This is a genomic window from Microbacterium oxydans (assembly GCF_000956525.1).
Lineage (GTDB): Bacteria > Actinomycetota > Actinomycetes > Actinomycetales > Microbacteriaceae > Microbacterium > Microbacterium oxydans_A.
In genome coordinates this window covers 1-24,386 of the sequence record NZ_JYIW01000012.1, presented here as the reverse complement: position 1 = coordinate 24,386, position 24,386 = coordinate 1, and the positions used below count along the sequence as shown (strand labels likewise).

Sequence of the window (24,386 nt, the reverse complement as noted above, 5' to 3'; positions counted from 1 at the left end):
AGGATCAGTCGGTTCGCTGGTTGCGCGGTCGCCGCGCGGTGCGGGGTCGATTTCGCAGCTCCGCTCGGGATGCCGGATGCATTTCTGACCCCGCACCGCCGGATCGCCCTCCTTGAGCACCCGGCCTGCGCGTGTGAAGATGACGACGACCCTCACCCTCGTTGGAAGGAACCTCATGCAGCTTGCGATGATCGGACTCGGTCGGATGGGCGCGAACATCGTGCGTCGTCTGATGCGCGACGGACACGAGTGCGTGGTCTACGACGTGAATGCGGATGCCGTGCAGGCGCTGGTCGCGGAGGGCGCCGTCGGTGCAGACAGCATGGCCGACCTGGCTTCGAAGCTCGAGGCGCCCCGCGCCGTGTGGATGATGGTGCCCGCATCGCTCACCGGCAAGGTCGCCGACGAGGTCGCGGCCGTGCTCGACGAGGGCGACATCCTGATCGACGGCGGCAACTCGAACTACCGGGACGACGTGCGGCGGGCGGCGGCGCTGCGCGAGCGCGGCATCCATTACGTCGATGTGGGCACCAGCGGCGGGGTGTTCGGTCTCGAGCGCGGCTACTGCCTGATGGTCGGCGGTCCGGATGAGGCCGTGCAGCGCATCGAGCCCGTGCTGCGCACGATCGCGCCGGGCCCGGGCGAGATCGAGCGCACGCCCGGCCGCACGGGTGAACTCAGCAACGAGGAGCAGGGCTTCCTGCACTGCGGGCCGTCGGGCGCAGGACACTTCGTGAAGATGGTGCACAACGGCATCGAGTACGGCATCATGGCGTCGATCGCTGAGGGTCTCAACATCCTCCACAACGCGGATGCCGGGGTGCGCGAGGCCGAGCACTCCGCGGAGATCGCTCCGCTCGAGGAGCCCGAGTTCTACCAGTTCCCGATCGATACGGCGAAGGTCGCCGAGCTGTGGCGGCGTGGGTCGGTGATCTCGTCGTGGCTGCTTGACCTCACCGCCACCGCGCTGAACGACAACCCCACGCTCGATGGGCTCGCGGGCCGCGTCTCGGACTCCGGTGAGGGGCGTTGGACGGTCAAGGCTGCCGTCGATGTCGGGGTACCGGTGCCGGTGCTCGCCGCATCGCTGTTCGAGCGCTTCGCCTCGCGTGACGAAGACCGCTTCGCGAACCAGGTGCTGTCGGCAATGCGCCTGCAGTTCGGTGGGCACCAGGAGTTGCCGGCCGGCGACGTGCTCGAGGCGGGTGCGCGGAAAGCCGACTCGAAGCCCGGCAGTTGAGCATCAGCGTGGACCCGACCACCCGAAGGATCGGGTGCTGTTCCAGCTTGCGGCGACCCTGCGGCTGAATGACGAGCCGACGCTGGCCGATCGGTGGAGCGAGTGCTACCGTCGAGGCGATCGTGATCCGAACGCAGGAGGTGAGACCCATGAACGCAGCATCCATCGTGGGCGCTCCCCCGCAGTGCACGATCTCGCGACACTCGTAGTCGCGACCGGGAGCGCCGAACAGGCAATCGCGAAAGGCGACTCCCATGCACACTCACTCTTCTTCTCCTTCTTCTCGGCGCGCGCTGGTGCTCGGCGGCGGCGGATCGACCGGCAACGCCTGGTTGATCGGCATCGTCGCCGGACTGTTCGACGCAGGCGTCGATGTCACGGCGGCGGACCTCACGATCGGCACCTCCGCCGGTGCGACCGCCGCGGCGCAGCTGGCCGGTGCAAGCCCGGCGGACCTGTACGCGGCGACGCTCGTGCCGATTCTCCCTCGTCCCCGCCCGTCCAACCTGCCGGTCGAGGATCACCTGGAACGGATGCATCGCCTCATCGCGGAATCATCGGATGCCGCAGACCTGCGCCGTCGGCTCGGAGCATCCGCGCTCGAGATGGCCGGCGCCGACGACCCGCGGCACGCGCAGTGGCGCGCGATGGTCGCAGCGCGGTTCGCGGTGCACACCTGGCCGGAGCGACGGATGCTGCTCACCGCCGTCGATGCCGAGACTGCCGAGCCGGTGGTGTTCGACCGCGACAGCGGCATCGACCTGGTGGACGCGGTCGCCGCCAGCTGTAGCAGCGGCTTCGCGTACCGGATCGGTGACCGGCAGTTCATCGACGGCGGGTTCTGGCGCAATGAGAACGCCGACCTCGCCGTCGGGTGCGGGCGGGTGCTGGTGCTGCCGCCGTTCGGAGGACGCGCGCTCACGCCACCCGAGTGGGGGCTGCAGCTCGATGCGCAGGTCGCCGAGCTGCGTGCCGGCGGCAGCGAGGTGCTCGTCGTGGGCCCGGGCGATGAGACCGAGCATCTGTTCTTCGAGAACGCGATGGATGTGTCGCTGCGCGCGCCCGCCGCGCAGGCCGGGTATGAGCAGGGGCGTGCGGTGGCGGACGGGGTTGGCGAGTTCTGGGGCTCGCCCCTGGGTGTAGACGTGAGCCCGTCGGAGCGTGATTAGCGACCCAGCCGCAGCCAGGCTCCGCGTTCGATCCTCTTCTCTTCGTCGGCGTCCGCCGGGGCTGTCCGTGGGGCGAGTCCGGCCTCGGCCAGCGCAGCGAGTGCACGCTCGACGGTCGTCAGCTTCCGCTTGAGGTCCTTGATGGACAGGGCGCTGGGGTCCGAGAACTCGTCCAGGCGCTCGAGTTCGCGCCGCACCGAGATCTCCGTCTGCGCGAGATCGCGCCAGACACCAGGATCGCTCTCAAGTCGCTGTCTTTTCCGCAGGAACTCCGCTGAGACTTGACGTGCGATGACCTCTTCCAGGGCTTCGGGCGACGTGCCCGGGCTTGCGAGGCCGAAGGCGATGCCGCCGCCTCCAGCTGTGACGAGAGCGCCGGCGGAGAGCAAGCCGCCGATCATGCCGCCGGGCCCGAAGGCCGCCAAGGCGCTCGTGATCGCTGCGGCGCCAGCCACTCCTGGGGCGGCAGCGAGAGCGAGACCGCCTGTCGCGATGATGACCGCGACTGCGCCGACGCTCACCGCGCCCCACTTGATCCACAGGTTCGTGTTCGAGGTGCCGGCGAGCTTGTCGCGCGCCTCCTTCGCGGCCGAGAACAGATCTTTGCCGAATCGAGTTGTCAGTCCGAGTTCCGCTGTGAGGTTCTCTATGGCGCTCTGACGTTTCTTGGGGTCGACCGCGATCTCGAACGGCAGGATGATGTTCTCGGCTGCGAGAACGATCAGCGGGACGACAGCCTCTTCTTTGGTGAGGTGCGTCAGCGGGGGTGGCACCGCGGCCACGGAGTCTGCGTCGGAAAGGTCGACGGAGAGCCGTGCGATGGCGGAAGGAAGCGGCTGATCCGATTCCGCACGGTGGGCAGTCAGCGCTGCGATCGCCTTCGACTGCACGGCGCGGATGGCACCTGCGTGACGATGCTGTACCTCGCCGTCCAGCTCTGCATTGATGAGATGAGAGAGTCGCAGCGCCAGCAGGGCGATGGTCTCAGCCGCATTGAGAGGAAGATCGAGGGATCGTTCAGAAGGAGCGATCTCGCGCGACTTCGAGCCGAACAGTGCGAATCCGACCGCTTCGGCGACGTCGTCTCGATTGAGGTAGTTGGCAGCCTGATGCGCAGCCAGAGGGCTCAGCGTCACGGTGGGAACCTGGAAGTCGATCATCCAGGGAAAAGCCGAGGAGACGCCTCGACGTGCCGCGACGGGGTCGAGCCCATCCCAGAAGCTCACCCACCAGTTCAGGTTCTTCGGTGGCTCACGAAGCGTGTCGCGGAGCTTGTCCACGCCGAAGGTCGCGCTCGCCAGCGGGCTGCCGATCGTCACCATCCCGACCACCCGAATTCCGATCGGGAGTCGGGTGAGCACGTCTGCCGCGATCACCGAGCCCAGGCTGTGCCCGACGATCACGAGTTCGCCCGATTCGGGAACATCGTTGAGGATTCGATGGAGGACCGCGGCGCGGATACTCGGGTTCTGGAGATAGTTGCGTGCCTGCTCGAAGAAGGGGATGCCGACGGCGAAGTCCACGATGGCGTCACCGCCGATGTACCCCGCACCCATCGTCTCCCTCCCGAGCCTGAATTCGACGGCGCTGATCCGGCGCTCGAACTCACGCCGATTGGTTCTCGCTTCTTCGCCCGACAGTCCTGCGACCGTGCGAGGCGGGAGCGGTTCCTTCGCGTCCGATCCCGTCAGGAGATGCGCATACTTCGGTGCGATCACGTCGGTATCGTCGAGGCCCGGATGGCCGATCGTGCTCAGCGCTGCGGAGAGCTGTGTCCTCCAGATGTCGTCAGGATCTCCCGTTCCCACTCCATGCAGAAACAGCAGAATCGGCTTACTCGACATCGGGTCCCCTCCGCGCATCGTGTCGCCCGTCTGCCTCTCAGGGGCGCGACCGGAGCGAACTCGGAGTCAGCATACCGAGCGTCTCGGGTCGAGACTCGACCTGAGACAGACATCTACTCGGTCGAGGCTTCGATCGTCTGAAGCATCTCCGTCCGGAGGTCGTTGAGCAGGAGACCGCCCTCGACTCGCCAGAAATACCAGGCGTTGCCGCTCCTCCCGCCACGGACAACCCGCGCCGCGGCCGCAGGGCTGTCGTATGTCTTTCCCTCGTAGAGCATCCTTCCACCAGCGAGGAGAGTGCCGCGAGCGTTCGGCCAGTGACTGTCGGTGCTGACCAGCGAAGCACCGACTTCGACAAGCCCGGCAGCGATCACATCGGCATACGAAGCGGTCGCCTTCGACAGGCGGGCAGTGCGGTCGACGGTCTTGCCCTCATGACCATCAGGCACCGGCCACGTCGCGATAAGCGCCGAGATCAGCGTCTCCGTTCGATCGTCGATCAGCCGCTCGTCCCAGCCTGACTCGGACGTATCGAAGACCGCGCGATTCATGAGGAAGACATCATGCCGGTGCAACTCGGCGCGCTTGCCACCGGTGCCGAGCCACGCGCCGTTGGAGACGGTGTACCCACGGTACGAATCCTCGACGGCTTGGAGCATCATCCGCTGCATGGGCTGAGAGAAGCGCTGGTAGAAGGGTGCGAAGCGCAGCGTCTCCCGGAGCTCGTCGTCTCCAGGCCAGTAGGTGCTCGTCGACTGTTGACGCATGAGGTGTCGCTCAATCCTCGAGACCACTTCGTCACCGCTCGCTCCACGCGCGGCTGAAATGACTTCTGCGGCAACTCGTCCGAGGTCGCTGCTCTGCAAGCGGAGGAGTCGGCGACGCATGATCCAGCTTTCGACAATATCGATGACGAGAGCAATCGTTTCCGGACCATACATGTTGCCTGGCTCCGTCAGCCAGAGGACGACCGGTTTGGTGATTTCGACCTGCGCTACCGCCATCCGATACATGTGGAGCTCGAGGCGGTCGAGGTCGCGATGTGACTCGGCTGCGCGTTCAGTGAGGAGCTGATACCTCGTCGATTGTTCGGTGATGAGTTCCAACAGCTCCGACATCGAGCGGTCTGTCTCATGTTCTGCGAAGAACTTGAATCGCCCGAACGTGGATCGGGGACTGATCTCCTTGCCTACTCGCGAGATGAGCCATTGGCCGAGGAAGAGCGCGCTACGAGTGGTCAAAAATCGGCCGACACTGACTTCCGCTTCCCAGAACTTCGTTTCAAACGGCCAGCTGCGATAAGCCTCGGCGGTATCCTTGCCCTCTGCCTTCAGCCGCTGGAATACAAAGTTCTTGATGAGATCTGACGCGGACAGCGGAGTGCCGCGGGCATTCAGCGTCTCGAAGATCTCCTGCGAGTCCTCTTCTGTCGTGAGGCGGATGACGACGAGTTGGAGCGCATTCTGCAGTGCGATGGCGAGCGCGTCGGCCCGCAGCGGAAGAGAGTCGCGATCCGAGTCGAGCCAGGCTCCGACCTGCACGGCGAAGTACTCGTGCGCCTGCGTCAGACGTGACTCACGATGCGTCAGCGAGGCGTGGTCCACGGGCGGCTCGGCGACCATGACCTCGTCGAAAGCAGCCTGGTCGCGATTGGTGTGCCGGAGTTTGAGCGCGGGCTCTCCTTCGGGTATGAACATCTGGTCGTTGTGCGTGAGGAAGTTGAGGCGCGCTGCCAGGGAGTCGAGACCGCGAGCCGAGAACGCCGCAGCCGTCGCATCGAGGGCGAGTTGCAGCGTTGTGAGTCGTTGCTGCCCATCGACGATCTCGAACTCCTGCATTCCGACTGGCCCGCTCGGCGCATCCTGCGTCACGACCGCGCCGAGAAAGTGCGTAGCGCTCGAGGTCGGGTTCTCCAACCGATGCTCTGTCAATCGGCGGATGTCGCCCCACAGCGGCGCCCATTGATCTTCTTCGGACCAGACGTAGGGCCGCTGATAGATCGGAACCGTCAGGTGCTGCGGCATTCCGAAGATGCCCTGAGGTGTCGTGAGGTCAGTCTTCACTTGAATTCCATGTCTGGTCAGGAGGTGACGGAGTAGATACTGCGGGGAGCCGGGTGCGCCTCAGGGCTAGAGCAGTCTTGGCCTTCGACGCTTCGATCTCGCGTTGGATGAGCCTTGATACAGAGCGGTATCGATCGCGAGCGCCGTTGCTACGACGAGCGAGCGCAGCGGTTCCTCCAGTTCTCGATGGATCTGGAGGACGTAATTGTCGCTCTTCGTGAACAGCTCTTTGCGCGCGCCGGCCCAGTCCTTCGAGATGCGGGCGATCTCATCACCCGTCGCGTCCTGGACACCGAAGTCCCACGCGTCCCATCCATCCGCGGTCACGGAGCCGATGGTTCGTCCTGAAACTTCGAAGTCGAACCGGATCAGTCCGATGAAGCCCACGGTCTTCTGCACGATCTGACCTACCGGCGAGCCGCCACCGGCGGAGACGATCATCTTCGACTTCAGAAGTTTCGCCGGGCGGAGCATGGACATCAGCACTGCGCCCTCGCCATCGATGATCTGCAATCGGCGAGTCTGGTCTTCATCGGGACGGGCCGACATCGACTTCTCCAGGAAATTCCGGCGCAGTTCCCGCACGGCGCCGACGCGGACCCCGTTGCGGTCGAACACGCCGTACTCCGCGCGCGACTCAAACAGCTTCGCCTTCTGATTGACGATGAGCACGCGCTCCGTGAGCATCGATCCGGTGCTGATCTGGCTCGTGGCGACGATCCCTGAGCGTTCCAGCTGCCGCTGCACGCGCGGATCGGGACGAGGCGTGGCTACGTTCGTCACTGGCTGAGGAGGCGCCGGAGGCTCGAGCCCTTGAACGCCCCGCGAGGCGACGTGGGCCGTCCACTGGACGCCATCCCAGTAGCGATGCTCGTAGCGAGCGTAGGGATCAGGGAACCATCCCGCAGGAGGCGACGCAGTCATTTCTGGAGATTAGCAGTGGTCGGTCTGCCCCGATCATGGGCCGAACCAGATGACGGCTGGAGAGCAAAAGCGCCCCTGCCGTTCGGGTCGGCAGGGGCGCTCCGTCATGCTGCTGCTTACTGCACGGACCATCCGCCGTCCGAGGCGAGGATCGCGCCGTTGATGTTCACGGCGTCGTCCGACAGCAGGAACGTGATCGAGGCGGCCAGGTGCTCGGCGGTCGCAACCGTGGGGATCATCTGCTGGAACGGGCCGAGGCGGCCGGAGCCGTACTCCGACATGTTCGGGGGCATCGGGATGCCGGTGGCCACCCCGCCGGGGGCGACGGAGTTCACGCGGATGCCCTTCGGCCCGTACATGAACGCTGCGGACTTCGTGACGCCGATGATGCCGTGCTTGCTTGCCGTGTAGGCGTTGCCCGAGGAGTTGCCGCGCAGGCCCGCTTCGCTCGAGACGTTGAGGATCGAGCCGCGGCCCGCTGCCTCCATGATGGGGAGCACGGCGCGCATGAGCTTGAACGGTGCGGTGAGGTTGATCGCGATGACGCGGTCCCACACGGCATCCGTCGTCTCGCCCGCGGGGGAGAAGTCGTCGTTGATGCCGGCGACGTTCGCGAGGGCGTCGATGCGGTCGCCGGCGGCGGCGAGCACGGCGTCGATCGCGTCCTGCTTCGTGAGGTCTCCGGCGACGACGGTGATGTCGGCATCCGCGAGCTCGGCCTTGAGGGCGTCGAGCTTGTCTGCGGAGATGTCGGCGGCGATCACGCGTCCGCCTTCACGGGCGATGCGCGATGCGGTGGCCTTGCCGATGCCGGATGCCGCGCCCGTGACGATCACGGTCTTGCCCGAGAAGCGTCCGGGGGTGGGCTTCTCGGTCCAGCCGGAGGTCTCGTCGTCTTCGGGGATCTCGCCGCCGTTGGCCGCGCGCACGAGGTCGTCGACGACGGACTGCGGCATGGCGCCCTGGCTCATCGCGACCAGCTGCTGCAGCGGCAGGCCCAGCACCGGGGTGAGCAGCTCGGGGTCGGCGCCCGTCTGTTCGAACAGCGCGCGGATGATCGGCCCGCCGGTGGGGTCGTTCATCCAGTCGCCGATGGTGGAGTGTGCGGTGAGGGCCATGCTCGTTCTCCTTGTTCGAGTTACGCAACGGTGCGTCTACTTATATTCGAGTGTACGCCTGAGTACGCTCGGATGGTGCCTCGTCCTCGCAGTGAGAAAGCCCGCCAGTCCGTGCTGGACGCGATGCGCGCTGCCCTGTCTTCCGGCGGGTATGAGGCCGTGACGATCGAGGGACTCGCGGATGCCGCGGGGGTGTCGAAGCAGACGATCTATCGGTGGTGGCCGTCGAAGGCCGCGATCCTCGGGGAGGCGCTGCTCGAGGGCGGGCTGCCCGGGGCGGATGTCGCCGTGCCCTTCTCTGACGATCTGGGCGCGGACCTGCGGGCATGGTTCTCGGCGGTGTCGGCGGGGCTGGCGGATGCCGATGGCGTCGCGATTGCGCGGGCGCTGATCGTCGTGACGGCATCCGATCCGGAGCTCGGGCTCGCGCTGAACGAGAAGCTGGCTGCGCCGATTCGGGAGTGGGTCGCTGGGCGCATGGCGCTGGCGGTGTCGGCGGGGGATGTGCGGGCGGATGTGGATGCTGCCGCCATCGCGGACCAGTTCGTGGCGATGGCGAGTTATGCGGCGTTGTTGGGGCGGCCGTTGAGTGAGGCGCGGGTGGAAGCGACGGTCGCGGTGCTGTTGCGGGGGATCTCCGCACCGTAGCTGGTCCGCGACGCAGGGCGCGACATATCACTGCTGTCCTCGCATATGTGCTTTCATTTCTCACATGAAGAGGAGAAGACAGCCATGGCTTACGTTGCTGTTGCGGTAGCTCTCCTCCTTTGGGGTGGCTTGGTCGGGCGTGTGGGCACGAAGCTCGGCACGGTTCTCGCGCTCGTCCCCGTCTTGGTGTGGTTTGGGGTGCTGGCGTGGTCTGGTTCCTCGGGCGTTCTCGAAACCCCGGCCGGGGATACGCTTCCCGTGTACATGCTGATCGGGCTCTTCGCTTTTCTCATCGGCTCGAACTTCACCAGCAGATCCGCGGCCTCGCGTAAAGCATCGCCGGAGCGGTGATCTGAGAGCTGTGGTCGCCTGCTCGCACGGGCGCCGCGGGATAATCGGTGCGTGCGAGATCCAGAGCCCCAGCGTCCGCTGATGTCGATCGAGCTGCTCCTCGATCCGGCGACGGAGGCAGCAGTCCGAGCCGAGTGGGACGCGCTCGCCGCACACGGAATGTCGAGCCTCGCTCCGCACACGTCGGCGAGCAACCGCCCCCACGTCACCCTCCTCGCACGCACCGATCTGGACGCGTTCGACGCGCACGCCCTCCTCGACCGCCCGTCATTCGAGGTCACGCTCAGCGCTCCTCTGCTGTTCGGTGCGGGCGAGCGCCGCGTGCTGGCGCGCAGCATCGTGCCAACCGCAGAATTACTCGGCATCCACGCGGCCGTCCACGCCGTTGCCGGACGCGGAGACGACGCCCCGCATACGGCTCCGGGCAGCTGGACCCCACACGTCACCCTCGCCCGCCGACTGCGCACCGTCGATCTCGCTGCAGCGCTCGATCATGTGGGTGGTGAGATCCACGGACGCGCCGCGGGCCTGCGGCTCTGGGACCCCTCGACAGCAACCGTCACCGACCTCGGAACGTTCGGCTGACAACTCGATGTGTCGAGCCCGGCTGCCCTGACACTGTGAGGCGCACCCGAAGCGCCTTACTCCCGTGCTTCCTCGTCGTGCGCCACGACCAACCGCCGGAACACCCCCGCCACGACGAGCGCCGCCACCGTCATCGCGACGGCGACCCGCACCGGAGCGAGCAGCCCGGCGTCGGTCGCGAGTCCGAGCCCGCCGAGCACCGGGCCGATGGCGGCGCCGATGTTCAACGCGGCGGTCGCGTACGACCCGCCCATCGTCGGAGCACCGGATGCTGCGTACAGCACACGTGCGATGAGCGTGGTGCCCACGCCGAACGACAGCACCCCCTGTACGAAGATCAGCGCGAACAGCGGCACCGGATGCTGCGCGGCCAGGGCCATCGTGATCCACCCCGCGAGCAGCAGTGGTCCGCCGATGCCGAGGACGAGCCCGGGGTGACGGTCTGACAGGCGTCCCGCGATCGTGACGCCGAGGAATGGTCCGACGCCGAACAGCACCAAGGCGACCGACACCCATCCGGGATCCAGACCGGCGATGTCGGTGACGACCGGTGCCAGGAACGTGAACGCGGCAAACGTGCCGCCGTTGATCGAGGCTCCGAGCGTCATGGCGAGGATGAGGCGGGGCGAGGTCAGCTCGAGCAGCTCATGCCGCAGGGACGGCGTTGTCTGTCGTTCCGACGTCCGGGGGATGCCGCGGAGCACGCCGACGACGGCGGGCACGCAGAGGACGGCGATCGCCCAAAAGGTCGACCGCCACCCCAGAGCAGCGCCGAACAGGGCGCCCGCGGGCACTCCGGCGACGGTGGCGATCGTCGTGCCCGAGAGCAGCACCGCCAGGGCGCGTCCTCTCCGGTCGGACGGGACGAGCGAGGTGGCTGTGGTCAGCGCGACAGCCAGGAAGCCCGCGTTCGCGAGCGCGCTCAGCACGCGGGTGATGAGCAGGACCGAGAACGTCGGCGTGAGGGCTCCGACGACGTGGCATCCGGCGAACACGAGCAGGCAGACGATGAGGGTGAGCCGCGGGGGCCAGCGGCGAGCGAACGCCGCCATGAGTGGCGCACCGACGACCATGCCGATGGCGAAGGCCGAAGTCAGCAGGCCGGCGGTGCCGACCGAGACGTCGAGGTCGCTCGCGGTGGCGGGTAGGAGCCCCGCGAGCATGAATTCCGAGGTGCCCATGACGAAGACCGCCAGGGCAAGCAGATAGAGAGAGAAGGGCATCGAGTACTCCGAAGTGAGAGATCAAGAAAAGGAGCTTCTTGTCACCACGGCCATCGCCCGAGTGCGAGGATCGACACCCGCGCAGATGCGGGCGTCGGGTTCAGCGGATCTCGGGGCTGGCGGTGTGACCGGCAGCCCCTGACGTGTCTGATTCGGGACTCGACATGGGGATGAGTTTACCCGGGGCCCGCCATACGACCTTCGAGCACGACGAAGGGGCCACCCGTAAGTTGGCCCCTTCGCCCTGCATGCTCGTTCCTCTCAGTGATTCACGCCCGGGTGTTGTTGTCAGCCGATGATCCGGAGCGTCGAAGTACGACGGATGACAGGAGGAACGTGAGGATGACGGTCAAGGCACCTGCCATCGATGGCGGGATCGTTGTTGGCGCCGTCATTCCCGGCCGAATGTTTGCCGAGTCGCAAGCGGATGTGTCGATAAGGTGGGCGCATGAAGGTCTTCATCAGCTGGTCCAAACCGCTCAGCCACTCCGTCGCACAGCTCTTTGCTGAATGGCTACCGAAAGTAATCCAGGAGTGTCGGGGCCCGTACGTTTCGAGTGATACTGACAAAGGCGAAGCGTGGTTCCAAGCCATAACGACGGAGCTGCGGGAGTCAAAGATCGGGGTGGTATTCATCACTTCCCAGAACGTGCATGAAGAGTGGATTCACCTTGAGGCTGGAGCCATCTACGCGGCGCTCGACAAGCGCCTGCTTCCTATTCTGGTGAATATCAAGAAAGCGGACTACGACGGGCCGCTTCGAAATATCCAGATGACCGAGTTGGCCGATAAGACTGACATGCTCAAACTGGTCAAGTCGATCAACAAGGCCTGTGACGTCCCGCTCGAAGCATCGGTCCTAGAGTCCACGTTCGACACTTTTTGGCCACACCTGCAGACTTCAATCGAGGCGGTGATCGCGAAACAGCCGCCCGTAGGGCCAGTGAAGAAGCGCACGATGGATGACAAGATTGACGAGATTCTGCTTCAGCTACGCGGACTAAATCAGGCCACCTCCACCGGCATAACTGCCGGATCGAAGGCGGCTCAACGCAAAGCGATGGCGAAAGAGCGCGAGCAACTGATTAGGGAGTTTGAGGCGGTCCATGGTGGGCGGTTCGTTGTCGATGCTGTCGGCGCCGTCGTGGGCGAAATTGTCAACGTCTCCGTGGATGGTGAACGAATCCGCGTACGAGCTATCGACAAGAGTGCCGAACCTCAAATGACCACGATGAGGGTTTCTGATATGAGGTTCTCGGAGGTGCCGTTCTGACGGCCAGTCGCCGATATTCTTGCTGAGCCCGTAACGCAACGGGGTTCTTCTACGCCACAGTTCACCGATCCTCGAACCGCGCCTGCGCCCGGTCTTGCCGCTTTCCGACCTGCACTATCTATGTCGCCTTCAGCAGACCAATCGGTTTTTGTCGACACGTACACGCTCTCGACTTGGTCAACCAGGAAGGTCTCGTGCCAGATGCCGACCGCTCCCGGAGCATTGCGCGTCATCTTGTTAAAAGGGGTCCAGGCGGGCGGTGCTCCTGCGAGGGGCTGGACGCGCAGGCGTAGAGCTTGTCTTTCCGCGGGAGAGCTTTCCCGATGCCCCGACGCAGTGGGCCGGTGATGGGCGACGTTCACCTGGCTCCGAAGATTGGCGTGGGGTCGGAGTGCGCCGGACAGCGGACGCAACGCCATGCCGCGGAGTTCGTCGTACCGGCCGCGACTGTGCTGCCCGGACTGCACGACTACCAGTTGGGTGCGGCGGGGTAGGTGCTCGTTGGACGCCGCCGTTTGCCGCGTGACTCCCCTGAAGCCACCCTCGAACAGCCGAGACCAGCCAGACGACTTCCGCAGATCACCGGCACGGAACCGGCATTACATCGCCTGTTGCCCCTGACCCTGGCCCGGCCTTGCCCAGCGCACCGATTGACATGCGCAAGAATGAGGCCATGAATGGCTCCCCCCTCAACGACGAGATCTCCGGCGCATTGGGGCGGTTCTTCTTCAGCGGGACGGGCCCCTCGCATGGTGCACTCACACAGGTGTTCACCACAGCTGGTGTTGTTCGCCACGATCCCTACGACCCCGTAGCAGGCGCGCCGAACAAGCAACTCCGCGTGCTGCAGGTCTGTCGACTGGCACAGCAAGACGGCGCATCAGGGAAGAAGCTCACCGAAAGCTTGCTCAACGCGCTGCGCCTTGACGGTGCATTCAGAGATGACGCCCAGGACGACAACGTGCAGAGTCTCCGGGCGGCTTTTCTCCACGTCGGATGGAGCCTCAGCGACGACGGACGGTTGGAGCGGGCGGGGTTTGTCGACCTCGACACGGGAGGTCGCCAGGCCCTGGACGAGCAGCTCGAAAGACTTCGACGCAACATCGATGACCCGGCCGCTCTGCTCGGCATCGCGAAAGAACTCCTTGAGGCCGTCGCAAAGTTCATTCTGGATGACGGAGGTATGCCCGTGCCGAAAGCGGCTCCTTTCGACATGATCATCACACTCGCGTTTGAACGCCTGAGTTTCGTAACAGGTCAGATTGACGAGACGGTGCCGGGTGCGAAGCAAGTCCGGGCCATTCACGGGTCAGCGAAGAAGATCGCGCTGCAGGTGAACGAACTCCGCAACTTGCAAGGCACGGGACATGGGCGCACACTTCCGACGGGGATAAGTCCAGAGACAGCGTGGTTCGTGATCCGCGAAGTTACACATGTCGCGGAGCTGATGCTCAGCACTCATGATCGGCAGATGGGTCGAGCGGGACACTCTCAAGATCGTTGAGTCACGCAGAAGCGATGGGTTCAGCGTCTCTCGGACCAGACCGGCGGCTTCGACCATGTAGTCTCGTTCCCCGTCGATCTCCGGCACTGGTCGAAATCGCTCAAGCTGCGGGCGACGTCGCGTTGTCTGCGTGGTGATTCCCTTACGAGGGGGAACGATCTACCGTGTACGTGTGCCAATAACACCTGACCGGCCAAGCGCTACGACCTCGTCACGCATGAGGTCTGTGCGGCGTTCGGACACCGGTGCCGAGCTGGCGGTTCGCCGCGAATTGTTCGCGCGAGGGCGACGCTACCGGATCAACTTGCCCCCGGTTCGGGAGATACGCAGTCGAGCCGACATCGTCTTCACTAGACATCGCCTAGCTGTCTACGTCGACGGATGCTTCTGGCATCAGTGCCCGCTGCACGCCTCCGCGCCGCGGTCGAACAGCGCGTGGTGGGCCGAGAAGCTGGCGGCGAACGTGAGACGCGATCGTAGAGTGGAGCGGGAACTCGCAGACGCGGGTTGGCGGGTGATTCGGGCTTGGGAGCACGAGCCAGCGGTCGAAGTTGCGGATCGCATCGATGCCGAGCTCTCGCAGAGTGTCGGACCTGTGTTCTAACGTGAGGCACGAGGGTCGACTCGAGTTTTGCAGAGAACTCAACTAGTCTCGACTCAGATGAGATGTGGGAGGTTGGGCGTGACTAAGCCGAAATTCAGGGTGGCGGCCCTCTTCGCGGGTATCGGCGGCATCGAACTAGGGTTCGAGCGTGCGCTGGGGCATGAGGTCGAAACAAGCATGTTCTGCGAGTGGTGGGAGCCAGCTCAGAATGTGCTCCGCGCTCGCTTTCCCGGGGTAGAAGTGCATCCCGACATTCGCGAGCTTCGGACCCTCCCGGAAGATGTCAACCTTGTGACGGCCGGATTCCCATGCACCGACCTTTCTCAAGCAGGTCGAACTTCGGGGATCGGAGGTGCAAACTCTGGGCTGGTGAGCCACTTGTTCGATGCGCTACGGCTCGCAGGCGAAGGGTCGGTATTGCCAACGCTCCTGATCGAGAACGTTCCCAACATGCTTGCGCTTGATCGCGGTAAGGCGATGAATTACCTAGTGGGTGAGCTGGAGTCGCTTGGGTACACGTGGGCTTATCGCGTGGTGGACTCACGCTTCACGGGGGTGCCGCAGCGGAGACGACGCGTCATCATGGTGGCGTCCGCCACCCTTGATCCCCGCCAGGTTCTCTTCGCGGATGAGGCTGGAAGCCCGGCTCCCGATCAATTGGCAGATGACGCATTCGGTTTTTATTGGACTGAAGGACGTGGTGGGCTCGGTTGGGCTCAAGATGCCGTTCCAACGCTGAAGGGCGGCTCCACAATCGGGATCCCATCGCCACCAGCCGTGTGGGTGCCCGCTGCCGCGCGCGGCCGACGATTCGTCAAACCTTCGATTGAGGACGCCGAAGCTATGCAGGGCTTCGACAGAGGATGGACCGAGGTCGAGGGCGTCAGCACCCGCAAAAACGGTCCCAGGTGGAAGCTCGTTGGGAACGCGGTAACGGTCGGCGTCGCACAGTGGGTTGGTGGCCGTCTCGCGTCTCCTGGCGAGCCGGACGTCGACTATGTCCCGTGGGTGCATTCGAAGGGGAGCTGGCCCACTTCGGCTTGGGGGCGCGCCGGAGAAATTTGGACTGTTCCCGGCTTGTCGGAATTCCCTATAGCGATGCCATATACGCACCTCGGAGACGTCGTCGACTGGGAAGCATCTGAGCCGCTGTCCCACCGGGCATCCGCCGGATTCCTCAGCCGGCTTGAGCGGGGAAATCTTGGTCGTCATCCTGGTTTTCGAGAGGACATCGCGTCGCATGTTGCGATCATGACGCCGAGATAGCCGGGATTGCCTGGGATCAGGGGTAGGTTTCATATGTGCACGGGCCCAAAATTCTCGCGAAGTTTCTCTCCACGCCTGGCGAACCCGACATGTACGGGAATCGCTGGCAGTACAACTCACGCTCCGATCGTCACTCGAAGGTCGGATGCTGGGGAGTGGCGTTCGACCTTCTAAACCAGTCCGCGGTCTTGCGAGACCATGCAAGGCGAGGTCTCGTAGTCCTTGGCGTCAACCACACGATGCGCGATTTCGAGACACATCGCGAAAAAGCGCTCGATCTCGTAGTCGCTCGCCCCGCAGGTCCCGTGAGTGAGACGGGGCCAACCTTTAAGGGCCTCGCGTTGAACTACGGGATTTCATTGACTTCCGACGAGCAGGGGGTGCTGGACGAGCTTCCAGACATACGAGTCTCGAGCGTTGGGGCGGTACTTATCGCACTTGAGGCAAAGGCTGCGATGACCGCACATCAGAAAGCAAGGCCCCGGCTCTATGACGAACTGAACTCGTCGCACTTGTGTGTGCATGGGGCATCCAACCAGGCTCTGGCAATCGCGTATGTGCAGGTTAACGCGTCAGAGGCGTTCATGTCCTCGGTTTCGAACCCATTTTCCTTGGCGGAAATGCCCGCTCGAGTGACCCGTCATCGCCAGCCCAAAGACGTGGAAGGCGTCCTCAGCAAGGTCGCTGAGCTACCGCGGCGCAGCGGAACGTCCGGGGTCGGGTTCGACGGAATCGGCGTGACAGTGCTCAGCTTTGAGAACAGAGGCGGTCCGGTCGACGTGTTGGAGGCAGCGCCGGCGCCCCGGTCGGGGGACGCGTTCTACTACGAAGGGATGATCGTCAGGATGGCGCACGAGTACGATTCGCGCTTCCACTCTCTGTGATCGCGAACCGAAGCGTTCGACCCCTACGATTGGCACATGGCTGCACTAGAAGTCGCAAAGACGACATACTCCATCGTTGACTTCCTCGAATGGCAACGGCAGGGCTCTCTGGACTTGAACCCCTTCTACCAGCGACGATCGGTATGGAACCCACGGGTCAAGAGCTTGTTGATTGACTCGCTTCTGCGGGGGTATCCGCTGCCACTAGTGTTCCTGCACAACCGGCTCGACGTCACTACTTCGAGAACGGTTCGTCAAGTCGTCGACGGACAGCAGCGACTGCGAACCATCCTTGCCTACATCGACATCGACAGCCTTGAGAATGTCGATGAATGGGATCGCTTCACGGTTCTCCGCGCGCACAATCGCGACTATGCCGGTCTGTCGTTTCAGCAACTCCCCGACGATGTACAGACACGGATCCTGCAGACGCCCTTGTCCGTCAACGTGCTCCCGTCTGATATCGACGACGTGACCGTGCTGACGATCTTCCAGCGGATGAACTCGACGGGGTTGAAGCTGAACCCTCAAGAGATCAGGAACGCCACCTGGTTTGGTGAATTCAAGGAGACGTCTTATTCGTTGGCGTACCAGCAGAACCAGCGCTGGGTGAACTGGGGGATCTTCACCCGACAGGACGTTGCCCAGATGAAAGAGGTGGAGTTGTCCGCTGACCTCATGGGGTTCTTGATCAACGGAATATCTGCGAGGAGTAAGGCGTCGATCGATGGCCTCTATCGCAAGTTCGACGATGGAGTGCCGGGCCGTGAAGCACTTATCAACGATTTTGAAGCGACGTTCGACATCCTGGAGGACGTCTATGGCGAAGCGGCGTCGCGTTCCTCCCTTCGCAGGTTCCGAACGACAGCCTGGTTCTACGTCGCTTTTGCTGTGGCGTCCGGCCGTCTCGGCGTCTCTCCGTCCGCCGCCGATATCGTTCGGGGGATGGAACGAACTGAGCTCGATATCCGCAAGGCCGAGTCTGACGATGTCGTGATGAAGCCTTTGCGCGGTGCGACGGCTGACAAGGCGAGTCGTAGAGCACGCGCTGACTACCTCTTGGCCCGGTCGAGTTAGAGAAGCCCGCGAAGTGGACGCTGGCGAAGGCATCCTGATGCAACTGAGCGATGCGATGAAGGATCTGAAGCACACCATTAAAGACGCTCAAAGTGCTGGAGTTTCGAGGGGCACACTGGCGAATGTGGTCGAGCTCGCTACGCTTCGTACCCACTCGTTACTTGAGACGTTTCTTCAGGAGCTCTTCTACCTGTCGTTACTTCATGATCCCACCATCCCTGGAAACGGCCCAACACTCGCTGTCAAGACACGCGATGAAGCTGACCTCCTGGTCCTAAGCTCTGGCGGACGGCGCGAAAAGTTCCTCTCCTGGCTACCGCTGGCCCGCACTCTTGAGCTGGCGGACGCGTACCTCAAGGAGGGCAGCGTGTTCGATCGTCTGAGGTTTCGCTCAATTGAACAGCGTGCGGCATCAGAGCTGGTTACGGTACGCAATGCGATCGCCCACCCTAGCGACCACGCGCGACTTGAGTTCGAGAAGTTGGCCCAGGCCAAGTCGTACCCCTTCGGTCGCGCTGCTGATTACCTTCTGAGTACTAGAGGTGGGGTGCAAGAAGTTCTCCTGATGATGACTCAGGCTGAGGTGATGGCTGGTGGGTTGGTGGCGAAGGATGAGCTGATTGCTGCGACACTTCTTGAGCCCGAGGCCCCATTCCCGGCCGACAAGAAAGCGCCGCCGGGTACCTACGAGTGCGCTCGTTGCTCGGAGAAAAGAATCTTGACGGTCAAGCGAGCGCTTGGTGCTTGCCCGAGCTGCGAACCACTGACTCCATGTCCTCATTGCTCACGTGTGCCCGCTGCGACCTCGAAATGGACGCGCGTCACCCAATCTGTCTAGATCTCATGCGGAGCGGAGTTGGTGCGTGGGGGTGATGAGCGCGCGGACCGCAGCGCAGCGAGGAACGCACCCACCGGGAGTCCCACGCACTAACTCTGCCGGCCGCGCGGCCGGGGCTTGCGCGCCGATACGGTGAATCCGAATGCGTCAGCCGCCCGCCACCCGATACCGCTGCACCACCACGCCCGATCGGAACTCCTCCCGCCCCACAAGCTCCAACGGAACCCGCGCCCCCAACCCACCCAACAACGTCGGCCCATGACCAGCGACTACAGGATGCACGACGAAGATGTACTCGTCGATGAGCCCCAACTCCGCCAACGCCAACGGCAGCGTCACACCGCCGACCGACAGCCCGGCGCCCGGCTCCTGCTTCAGCATCCGAACCGCGTCACCCAGGTCGCCGTGCACCAGCTCGGCATCCCAATCGACATCGGAGAGCGTGCTCGACACGACGTACTTCTTCGTCCGATCGATGGCCTCGGCGAAGGGGATCTCCCATTCCCGCATCCAGTCGGGCCACACGCCGGTCACTGGCCGCCGCCACGCCGACTCCATCATCTGGTAGGTCACGCGGCCGTAGATCACGGCATCCGATCGTTCCATCTCGGCGGTCCAGAAGCGCATGAACTCCTCGTCGGGAGGCAGCCCCGCTTCGTGATGGACGCACCCGTCGAGCGTGACGTTGATCGCGTACCGAAGTGGTCTCATCGTCGCTCTCCCCTGATGCGCAACGCGGTTTCTCCGGACGGTACCAGGATGCCGCTGCCCTGTCACCGGCATCCGCCCGCGACCTTGCGTCGCCGCAGGTTCTCCGCCATGGTGAAGGCGACCGACCTCGAAGGAGCTCCACGTGTCTCTCACCCAGACCTCGCCACACACCACAGCGCTGGCCGGCGTTGCGGTGATCGCGCGGATCCGCCGGGTCCTCATCCTGGCGGTGATCCTCGCCCTGGCCTATACCGTCGTGCTGAGCGGCAGCGCCGGGTACTGCCCCGGCGGCTTCGACGGAAACGGCGGCTTCATCGACTCGGCTGGGCAAGCGACGGACCAGGCCCCGATGTGCGTCACGCTCCAGCTGCGTCCGAGCATCCTGATCTACGCCGCTCTCGGTCTGATCGTCCTGCTCGCGATCGGTCGCGTGATGAAGGCATCCGACGAACTCGTCGCCCTGCGCATCCTCGACCGGGCAGCGATCGCCATCGTCGTGCTCGCCGTGGTCGCCATGGCCGTCTCGGTGGTGTGGTTCCGGATGATCCCGATCCAGGATTTCACCGGGGGATCCTGGTCGGTCTTCGGTCTGTTCCCCTTCGGCGTGGTCAGCGTCGACATCACGCCGATGCAGGGGCGCTGAGCCTGCGGTCGAGGAGCGTCACCGCCCCGCCCGCACCCGCAATCCGAACGCCACCCCGGCCAGCGCGATGACGAAGACCCCGTATCCAACGCACACCGTCTCGAGCCCGACCGCGCCCACGAGTGCCCCGGCGACGACCGCCGGCACCCCGAACGCCAGGTACGCGAGCAGGTAGATCACCGCGAAGGCATCCGCCCGCTGTGTCGCCGGGATCCGCGGTGCCAGCGACGCGACCACTCCCGAGAACGCCGTGCCGAAGCCCATCCCGGTGACCGCGGCCGCGACGAGGTAGAACGGCAGCGATTCCACGCCGAGCGCGATCAGCGACAGCAGCGTTCCGACGGCCAGCGCCGACGTGCCGAACAGCACCATCGAGCGTGCGGCGATCCTGCGCAGGAGGAACGCCGTGATCGCGCCGACGCCGGCGAGCAGCACCACGCCGAGTCCCTGCCACACGTGCGCCTCGCCGCCGAGCTCGCCCCGCACGATGGTCGCGCCGAGCGAGAGGAAGAGCCCACCGGTCGCCCAGCCGGCGATCACGGCGGGAGCTCCGCGCCAGAAGTCCGACCGGATGGCGGAGGGGATCGACAGCCGGAAGCTCAGCGATGCCCACACGCCGGGTGTGCGCGGCGCGGTCTCGGGGATCACGAAGAACAGGGCGGCGAGCACGACGTACGCGGAACTCAGCGGAGCGAAGACGTCGAGCAGCGCCTCACCGCTCACATCGAGCATCACGCCGGATGCGAGTGCACCGAGCGCGAGACCGATGCCAGGGCTCAGCGCGTTCCACAGCGCCGCGACACCAGGGCGCCCCTCCGGCGCGAAATCGAGCACCGTCGCCGACAGCGCCGAGATCAGCAGACCGCTCGCGACGCCCTGCAGGATGCGCGCGAGGAACAGGAGCGCGACGGCATCCGCATGCCAGAACAGGAACATGCTGGCGGCGAGCATGAGCAGCCCGGCGATCGCGACAGGGCGGCGGCCGATGTGGTCGGACAGCGAGCCGGCCGTGAGGAGTGTGAGCAGCAGCGCCACCGCGTAGACCGCGAACACAGCGCTGATCACGATCGCGTCGAACCCGATCTCCTGCGCGAGCACCGGGTAGAACGGCGACGGCGCGCTCGCCCCGACCATCATCAGGATCTGCGCCACGATCGCCAGGACGAAGCCGAAGCGACGGCGGGGTGTTGCGTTCGTCGAACGGGTGGGTCCCTGTGCCCCGGTGGGTCCCTGTGCTCCGGTGGGCTCTGTAGCCCTGGTGGGTCCCTGTGCCCCGGTGGGTCCCTGTGCTCCGCTGGGTCCCTGAGCCCCGCTGGGTCCCTGAGCCTGTCGAAGGGCGATCGGCTGGGTGCTGGTCATGGCGGCTCCTCAAACGTTCGAGAATCATCGAACTATCGGAGCGTACTCGCCATCCGTCGATTGTTCAACTATTCTCGAACTATGCCTGGCGACCTTCCGCACCCGGAGCGCTCCGAGATCCGACTCACCGACGTGCTCTTCGCGCTCAGTGACCCCGAGCGCCTCGCGATCACGCGGCAGCTCGCAGACGGCCCGCTCGACATGGCCGCCTGCCACGCCACCGACCCGAACCTGCCGAAGTCGACCAAGTCGCACTTCATGAAGGTGCTGCGCGAGGCCGGCATCATCCGCAACGAGGCCAACGGGCGGCGACGGATGCTCACGCTCCGCCGTGACGACCTCGACGCGCTGTTCCCCGGGCTGCTGGAGTCGGTGCTGCGGGAGTAGGGCGCTTCGACAAGCTCAGCGACCCAGGCCGTGAGGGGTTCAGCGATCCAGGCTGTGAAGGGGTCGGCGACCTAGGGATACAAGCTCTGAACTACAGGATCTCGGACAGGAAATATCGCCGCCTGGCGGCATCCGCCAGTGTTCGAGCGGGAGCACGATAGCGGAGCGTCACCGGGGCGTCGACGGCTCACAGCGTTCTGCCAGGATGAGCCGCATGACAACACCGAACGACACTCCCGCCGGCTGGTACGACGACGGTTCCGGCCGTCAGCGCTGGTGGGACGGTCAGCAGTGGGGGAACTTCGCCGAGGCGCCTGCCCCCACCGCGACCATCGCTCCCGCCGCTTTCTCGGGTGTGGATTCGGGAACCCCCGCTCCCAAGAAGCTGAACGTGCTCGCACTGGTCGCCGCAATCGTCGCCGTCATCGGCTTCATCTTCGCCTGCGTCCCGGGCGCACTGATCGTCGGCTGGATCCTCCTTCCGATCGCGTTCATCCTGAGCATCGTCTCCTTGTTCCTCAAGGGTGACAAGAAGTGGCTCGGCATCGTCGGACTCGTCGTCTCGATCATCGGCACTATCGTCGGCATCCTGGTCTTCGTCAGCGTGGTCGCGACGTCGTTCGACGACGCGTTCGGGGGCGGCGACACCACGGTCGCGCCAGTGGAGCAATGCGACGACGCCGAAGCGCCCGCGGAGGATCAGCCCGCCGATGCGGCCCAGGGCACCCGCGAGAACCCGTACCCGCTCGGATCGGAGATCAGCACCAGCGACTGGACCGTCGTCGTCAACGCCGTGAACCACGATGGAAACGCCGTCGTCTCCGAGGCCAACCAGTTCAACGAGGCTGCGCCTGCTGGCTCGCACTACGAGATCGTGACCTACACGGTCGTCTATAAAGGTGCTGAATCGAGCTACTCCGCTGAGGTGGGCGTCGACGTCGTCACGTCCGCTGGAAACGTGGTCAACAGCTATGACAGCTTCGTCGCCCTGGGTGACGAGTTCGGGTTCGAGGAGCTGTTCACCGGTGCGACCGTCACCGGCTCCCAGGCCTTCCTCGTGCCCGACGGGGAGTCGATTATCGTCCGAGTCACCCCCGGCTATTTTGCGGACGAGGTCTTCATTCAGCCGTAGGTTCCTCGTCGGTGTCCGTTGTCCGCTCCATCAACCAGTTCTCAGTCAGGAGTCACTATGCGTTCGGTTCGAATCTCACTTGCCATCGTTGCGGTTGCGGCGCTTGTCGCCGTATCGATGCCCACGGCGGCTCAGGCGGCGTTCCAGGCATCTCCCTACGACAACACCAATCCTCAGACAACCGGATGTGCCGCGGATGCCGTATCGCTGGTGACGTATCCGATCAACAGCACCACGACCGGACTTCAGGTCGGGACACTCGACGTCAGATACTCCGCCAACTGCGACTCGAACTGGGTCAGAGTCAACAACACGATCGCGGGCGCCGTGGCCAACAAGTACATTGCGCGGCACCGCACCCACCTTCCAGAGGGCGGAGCCATGGAGTTCGTCGAGCAGACCGAGAGTGACCAGGCAACCGGGTGGTCCTACGGGATGCAGTTCGGCCGGGCGTCGATCAGCTGCATCGCCGTGGGAGGTTGGCTCAGCACCACGAACGGCACCGTCATCGCGATCGTGCCCGGCGGTTCCAAAGTTCTTTGCTGATCGACCGGCGGGACGCTGCGCGGGCTCGCCGCGCTCGTTGACCTCGGTGCCTGCGAGGTCACGCGGCGGATCCCTCTCGCCGAGCCGCCGGCAGTCGATGTGAGGCGGCCACTGGACGCATCATGGGAACGGTCGTCGTCGTGACGTGATGTCTGGAAGCGGGGCGTGACGGGAAGCGGGTGGTGGGCGGCTGGACTGGCGTCTTCCACCCGCTTTCGCGGAGTCTCGAGGCCTCTTTTGCGGACCTGTGGTTCTCTCGATTGGTTCTCTTCTGTTCTCGGTCTTCTCTCTTGGTGCTCGTCTCGTTCGCCCAGCTCTTTGGGTGACGTACGCCGCCGCGTTCTTTGCCGTTCCGTCTCCCCATCGACCCCGGTCGCTGTATATCGGTATGCCGGAATATGATTCGAACATAGCTTCGAGACTCGGTGGTGGTCGGGGTAAAATGGGGCTATGGGGAAGCTGGTCGGGGTGCATGAGGCGGTGGCTCGCCTCGACGCGGCCTGGGCGGATGCTGACGATGCGACCGACCTGTCCCGGGGTCAGTTGATCGCGGTGAATGCGGCGATCGGTGTGCTGCAGCGACGGCTCGGAGCGGTGTATGTCGACGTGGCGGCTGGTATCGCTCGCGAGTCGCGGCCGGAGCTCGGGGCGGAGAGTCTTGCGAAGCAGCAGGGCTTCCGGAATCCCGCGAAGCTGATCGCCGCGACGACGGGAGGTTCCGCGGGTGATGCTGCTCGCCTGGTGGCGGTGGGGGAGGCGACCGCACCACGCACGGATCTGGTCGGGGCGCCGGTACCGGCGAGATACCCGGCGGTGCGTGACGCGCTGGCCTCCGGAGTACTCGGGGTCGCAGCCGCGGGCCTGATCATCGCGGTGTTGGACCGGTGTCGGGTGGCGGCAGGGCCGGAGCGGACCGTGGAGGGTGAGCGGGTGCTGGTGGAGCGTGCGGTGGGGGTGTCGTTGGATGATGTGCGGAAGCTGGTGGTGCGTGCGGAGG

General features: G+C 64.7%; 24 protein-coding genes and 2 pseudogenes. 17 read left to right on the top strand and 9 right to left on the bottom strand.

What is annotated here, in order from left to right; translation table 11 throughout:
- The first annotated feature begins 175 nt into the window (after positions 1-175).
- Positions 176-1,240, top strand: a complete 1,065-nt coding sequence (gene gnd / locus RS83_RS00855) for a phosphogluconate dehydrogenase (NAD(+)-dependent, decarboxylating) (protein ID WP_045277606.1) — start codon at positions 176-178, stop codon at positions 1,238-1,240.
- Between the two features lie 254 nt (positions 1,241-1,494).
- Entirely contained in the window at positions 1,495-2,409 is a 915-nt protein-coding gene (locus RS83_RS00850) for a patatin-like phospholipase family protein (RefSeq protein WP_045277605.1), read from the top strand.
- Here RS83_RS00850 and RS83_RS00845 read toward each other — a convergent pair.
- The 5 genes and pseudogenes from RS83_RS00845 to RS83_RS00830 form a co-directional block, all read right to left on the bottom strand.
- Positions 2,406-3,965 (bottom strand): lipase family protein, encoded by a 1,560-nt coding sequence (locus tag RS83_RS00845; RefSeq protein WP_231587701.1) that lies wholly within the window; start codon positions 3,963-3,965, stop codon positions 2,406-2,408. The genes RS83_RS00850 and RS83_RS00845 overlap by 4 nt on opposite strands.
- Before the next feature lie 401 nt (positions 3,966-4,366).
- The gene (locus RS83_RS00840; protein WP_052678729.1) at positions 4,367-6,316 is read right to left on the bottom strand and encodes a GmrSD restriction endonuclease domain-containing protein; all 1,950 of its coding nucleotides are present in this window, start codon (positions 6,314-6,316) and stop codon (positions 4,367-4,369) included.
- A 66-nt stretch (positions 6,317-6,382) separates the two neighbouring features.
- On the bottom strand, positions 6,383-7,003 hold the full coding sequence (locus RS83_RS00835; protein ID WP_231587700.1) for a phospholipid scramblase-related protein: 621 nt from the start codon (positions 7,001-7,003) through the stop codon (positions 6,383-6,385).
- A gap of 114 nt (positions 7,004-7,117) precedes the next feature.
- Positions 7,118-7,240 (bottom strand): annotated as a pseudogene (locus RS83_RS19225) (DUF2510 domain-containing protein); the annotation flags it as partial.
- Positions 7,241-7,356: 116 nt separating this feature from the next.
- The gene (locus tag RS83_RS00830; RefSeq protein WP_045277602.1) at positions 7,357-8,358 is read right to left on the bottom strand and encodes an SDR family NAD(P)-dependent oxidoreductase; all 1,002 of its coding nucleotides are present in this window, start codon (positions 8,356-8,358) and stop codon (positions 7,357-7,359) included.
- Positions 8,359-8,433: 75 nt separating this feature from the next.
- Between RS83_RS00830 and RS83_RS00825 the strand changes: the two genes are divergently transcribed.
- From RS83_RS00825 to RS83_RS00815, 3 genes are all read left to right on the top strand, one after another.
- Positions 8,434-9,006: a TetR/AcrR family transcriptional regulator gene (locus tag RS83_RS00825; protein ID WP_231587699.1), complete on the top strand. Its 573-nt coding sequence runs from the start codon at positions 8,434-8,436 to the stop codon at positions 9,004-9,006.
- Between the two features lie 84 nt (positions 9,007-9,090).
- Positions 9,091-9,357 (top strand): hypothetical protein, encoded by a 267-nt coding sequence (locus RS83_RS00820; RefSeq protein ID WP_045277600.1) that lies wholly within the window; start codon positions 9,091-9,093, stop codon positions 9,355-9,357.
- A 51-nt stretch (positions 9,358-9,408) separates the two neighbouring features.
- Complete coding sequence (locus RS83_RS00815; RefSeq protein WP_231587698.1) at positions 9,409-9,942, top strand: 2'-5' RNA ligase family protein; 534 nt, start codon at positions 9,409-9,411, stop codon at positions 9,940-9,942.
- 56 nt (positions 9,943-9,998) lie between these two features.
- On the opposite strand, the gene RS83_RS00810 is transcribed toward RS83_RS00815, so the two are convergent.
- Positions 9,999-11,165, bottom strand: coding sequence for a Cmx/CmrA family chloramphenicol efflux MFS transporter (locus tag RS83_RS00810; RefSeq protein ID WP_045277598.1), 1,167 nt, complete (start codon positions 11,163-11,165; stop codon positions 9,999-10,001).
- Positions 11,166-11,613: 448 nt separating this feature from the next.
- On the opposite strand from RS83_RS00810, the gene RS83_RS18160 reads away from it, so the two are divergent.
- Positions 11,614-12,438, top strand: coding sequence for a TIR domain-containing protein (locus RS83_RS18160; RefSeq protein WP_052678726.1), 825 nt, complete (start codon positions 11,614-11,616; stop codon positions 12,436-12,438).
- Here the strand turns inward: RS83_RS18160 and RS83_RS19045 are convergent.
- Positions 12,384-12,671, bottom strand: coding sequence for a DUF4188 domain-containing protein (locus RS83_RS19045; protein ID WP_231587697.1), 288 nt, complete (start codon positions 12,669-12,671; stop codon positions 12,384-12,386). The two genes, RS83_RS18160 and RS83_RS19045, sit on opposite strands and share 55 nt — an antisense overlap.
- Positions 12,672-13,093: 422 nt before the next feature.
- Between RS83_RS19045 and RS83_RS18155 the strand changes: the two genes are divergently transcribed.
- The 6 genes from RS83_RS18155 to RS83_RS00785 all read left to right on the top strand — a co-directional run bounded on the left by RS83_RS18155 (position 13,094) and on the right by RS83_RS00785 (position 18,611).
- Complete coding sequence (locus RS83_RS18155) at positions 13,094-13,942, top strand: abortive infection family protein (RefSeq protein ID WP_052678724.1); 849 nt, start codon at positions 13,094-13,096, stop codon at positions 13,940-13,942.
- A 130-nt stretch (positions 13,943-14,072) separates the two neighbouring features.
- The gene (gene vsr, locus RS83_RS18430; protein ID WP_331454283.1) at positions 14,073-14,546 is read left to right on the top strand and encodes a DNA mismatch endonuclease Vsr; all 474 of its coding nucleotides are present in this window, start codon (positions 14,073-14,075) and stop codon (positions 14,544-14,546) included.
- A gap of 78 nt (positions 14,547-14,624) precedes the next feature.
- The gene (locus tag RS83_RS18425; RefSeq protein ID WP_231587696.1) at positions 14,625-15,812 is read left to right on the top strand and encodes a DNA cytosine methyltransferase; all 1,188 of its coding nucleotides are present in this window, start codon (positions 14,625-14,627) and stop codon (positions 15,810-15,812) included.
- Positions 15,813-15,847: 35 nt separating this feature from the next.
- Positions 15,848-16,696 (top strand): hypothetical protein, encoded by an 849-nt coding sequence (locus RS83_RS00795; RefSeq protein WP_045277597.1) that lies wholly within the window; start codon positions 15,848-15,850, stop codon positions 16,694-16,696.
- 36 nt (positions 16,697-16,732) lie between these two features.
- Positions 16,733-17,773, top strand: coding sequence for a DUF262 domain-containing protein (locus tag RS83_RS00790; RefSeq protein ID WP_052678721.1), 1,041 nt, complete (start codon positions 16,733-16,735; stop codon positions 17,771-17,773).
- A gap of 13 nt (positions 17,774-17,786) precedes the next feature.
- Entirely contained in the window at positions 17,787-18,611 is an 825-nt protein-coding gene (locus tag RS83_RS00785) for a hypothetical protein (RefSeq protein ID WP_045277596.1), read from the top strand.
- Between the two features lie 147 nt (positions 18,612-18,758).
- Here RS83_RS00785 and RS83_RS00780 read toward each other — a convergent pair whose 3' ends face one another.
- On the bottom strand, positions 18,759-19,322 hold the full coding sequence (locus RS83_RS00780) for a dihydrofolate reductase family protein (protein WP_045277595.1): 564 nt from the start codon (positions 19,320-19,322) through the stop codon (positions 18,759-18,761).
- 142 nt (positions 19,323-19,464) lie between these two features.
- On the opposite strand from RS83_RS00780, the gene RS83_RS00775 reads away from it, so the two are divergent.
- Complete coding sequence (locus RS83_RS00775) at positions 19,465-19,965, top strand: hypothetical protein (protein WP_045277594.1); 501 nt, start codon at positions 19,465-19,467, stop codon at positions 19,963-19,965.
- A gap of 18 nt (positions 19,966-19,983) precedes the next feature.
- Here the strand turns inward: RS83_RS00775 and RS83_RS00770 are convergent, their stop codons facing one another.
- Positions 19,984-21,324: an MFS transporter gene (locus tag RS83_RS00770; protein ID WP_269429871.1), complete on the bottom strand. Its 1,341-nt coding sequence runs from the start codon at positions 21,322-21,324 to the stop codon at positions 19,984-19,986.
- Between the two features lie 81 nt (positions 21,325-21,405).
- Here RS83_RS00770 and RS83_RS00765 point away from each other — a divergent pair, with 81 nt between their 5' ends.
- The 4 genes and pseudogenes from RS83_RS00765 to RS83_RS00750 all read left to right on the top strand — a co-directional run.
- Positions 21,406-21,711 (top strand): ArsR/SmtB family transcription factor, encoded by a 306-nt coding sequence (locus RS83_RS00765; RefSeq protein WP_045277593.1) that lies wholly within the window; start codon positions 21,406-21,408, stop codon positions 21,709-21,711.
- Positions 21,712-21,925: 214 nt separating this feature from the next.
- Entirely contained in the window at positions 21,926-22,843 is a 918-nt protein-coding gene (locus tag RS83_RS00760; RefSeq protein ID WP_156153070.1) for a DUF2510 domain-containing protein, read from the top strand.
- Between the two features lie 57 nt (positions 22,844-22,900).
- Complete coding sequence (locus tag RS83_RS18150) at positions 22,901-23,389, top strand: DUF2690 domain-containing protein (protein WP_082071457.1); 489 nt, start codon at positions 22,901-22,903, stop codon at positions 23,387-23,389.
- Positions 23,390-23,839: 450 nt separating this feature from the next.
- Positions 23,840-24,386 (top strand): annotated as a pseudogene (locus tag RS83_RS00750) (DUF222 domain-containing protein); the annotation flags it as partial.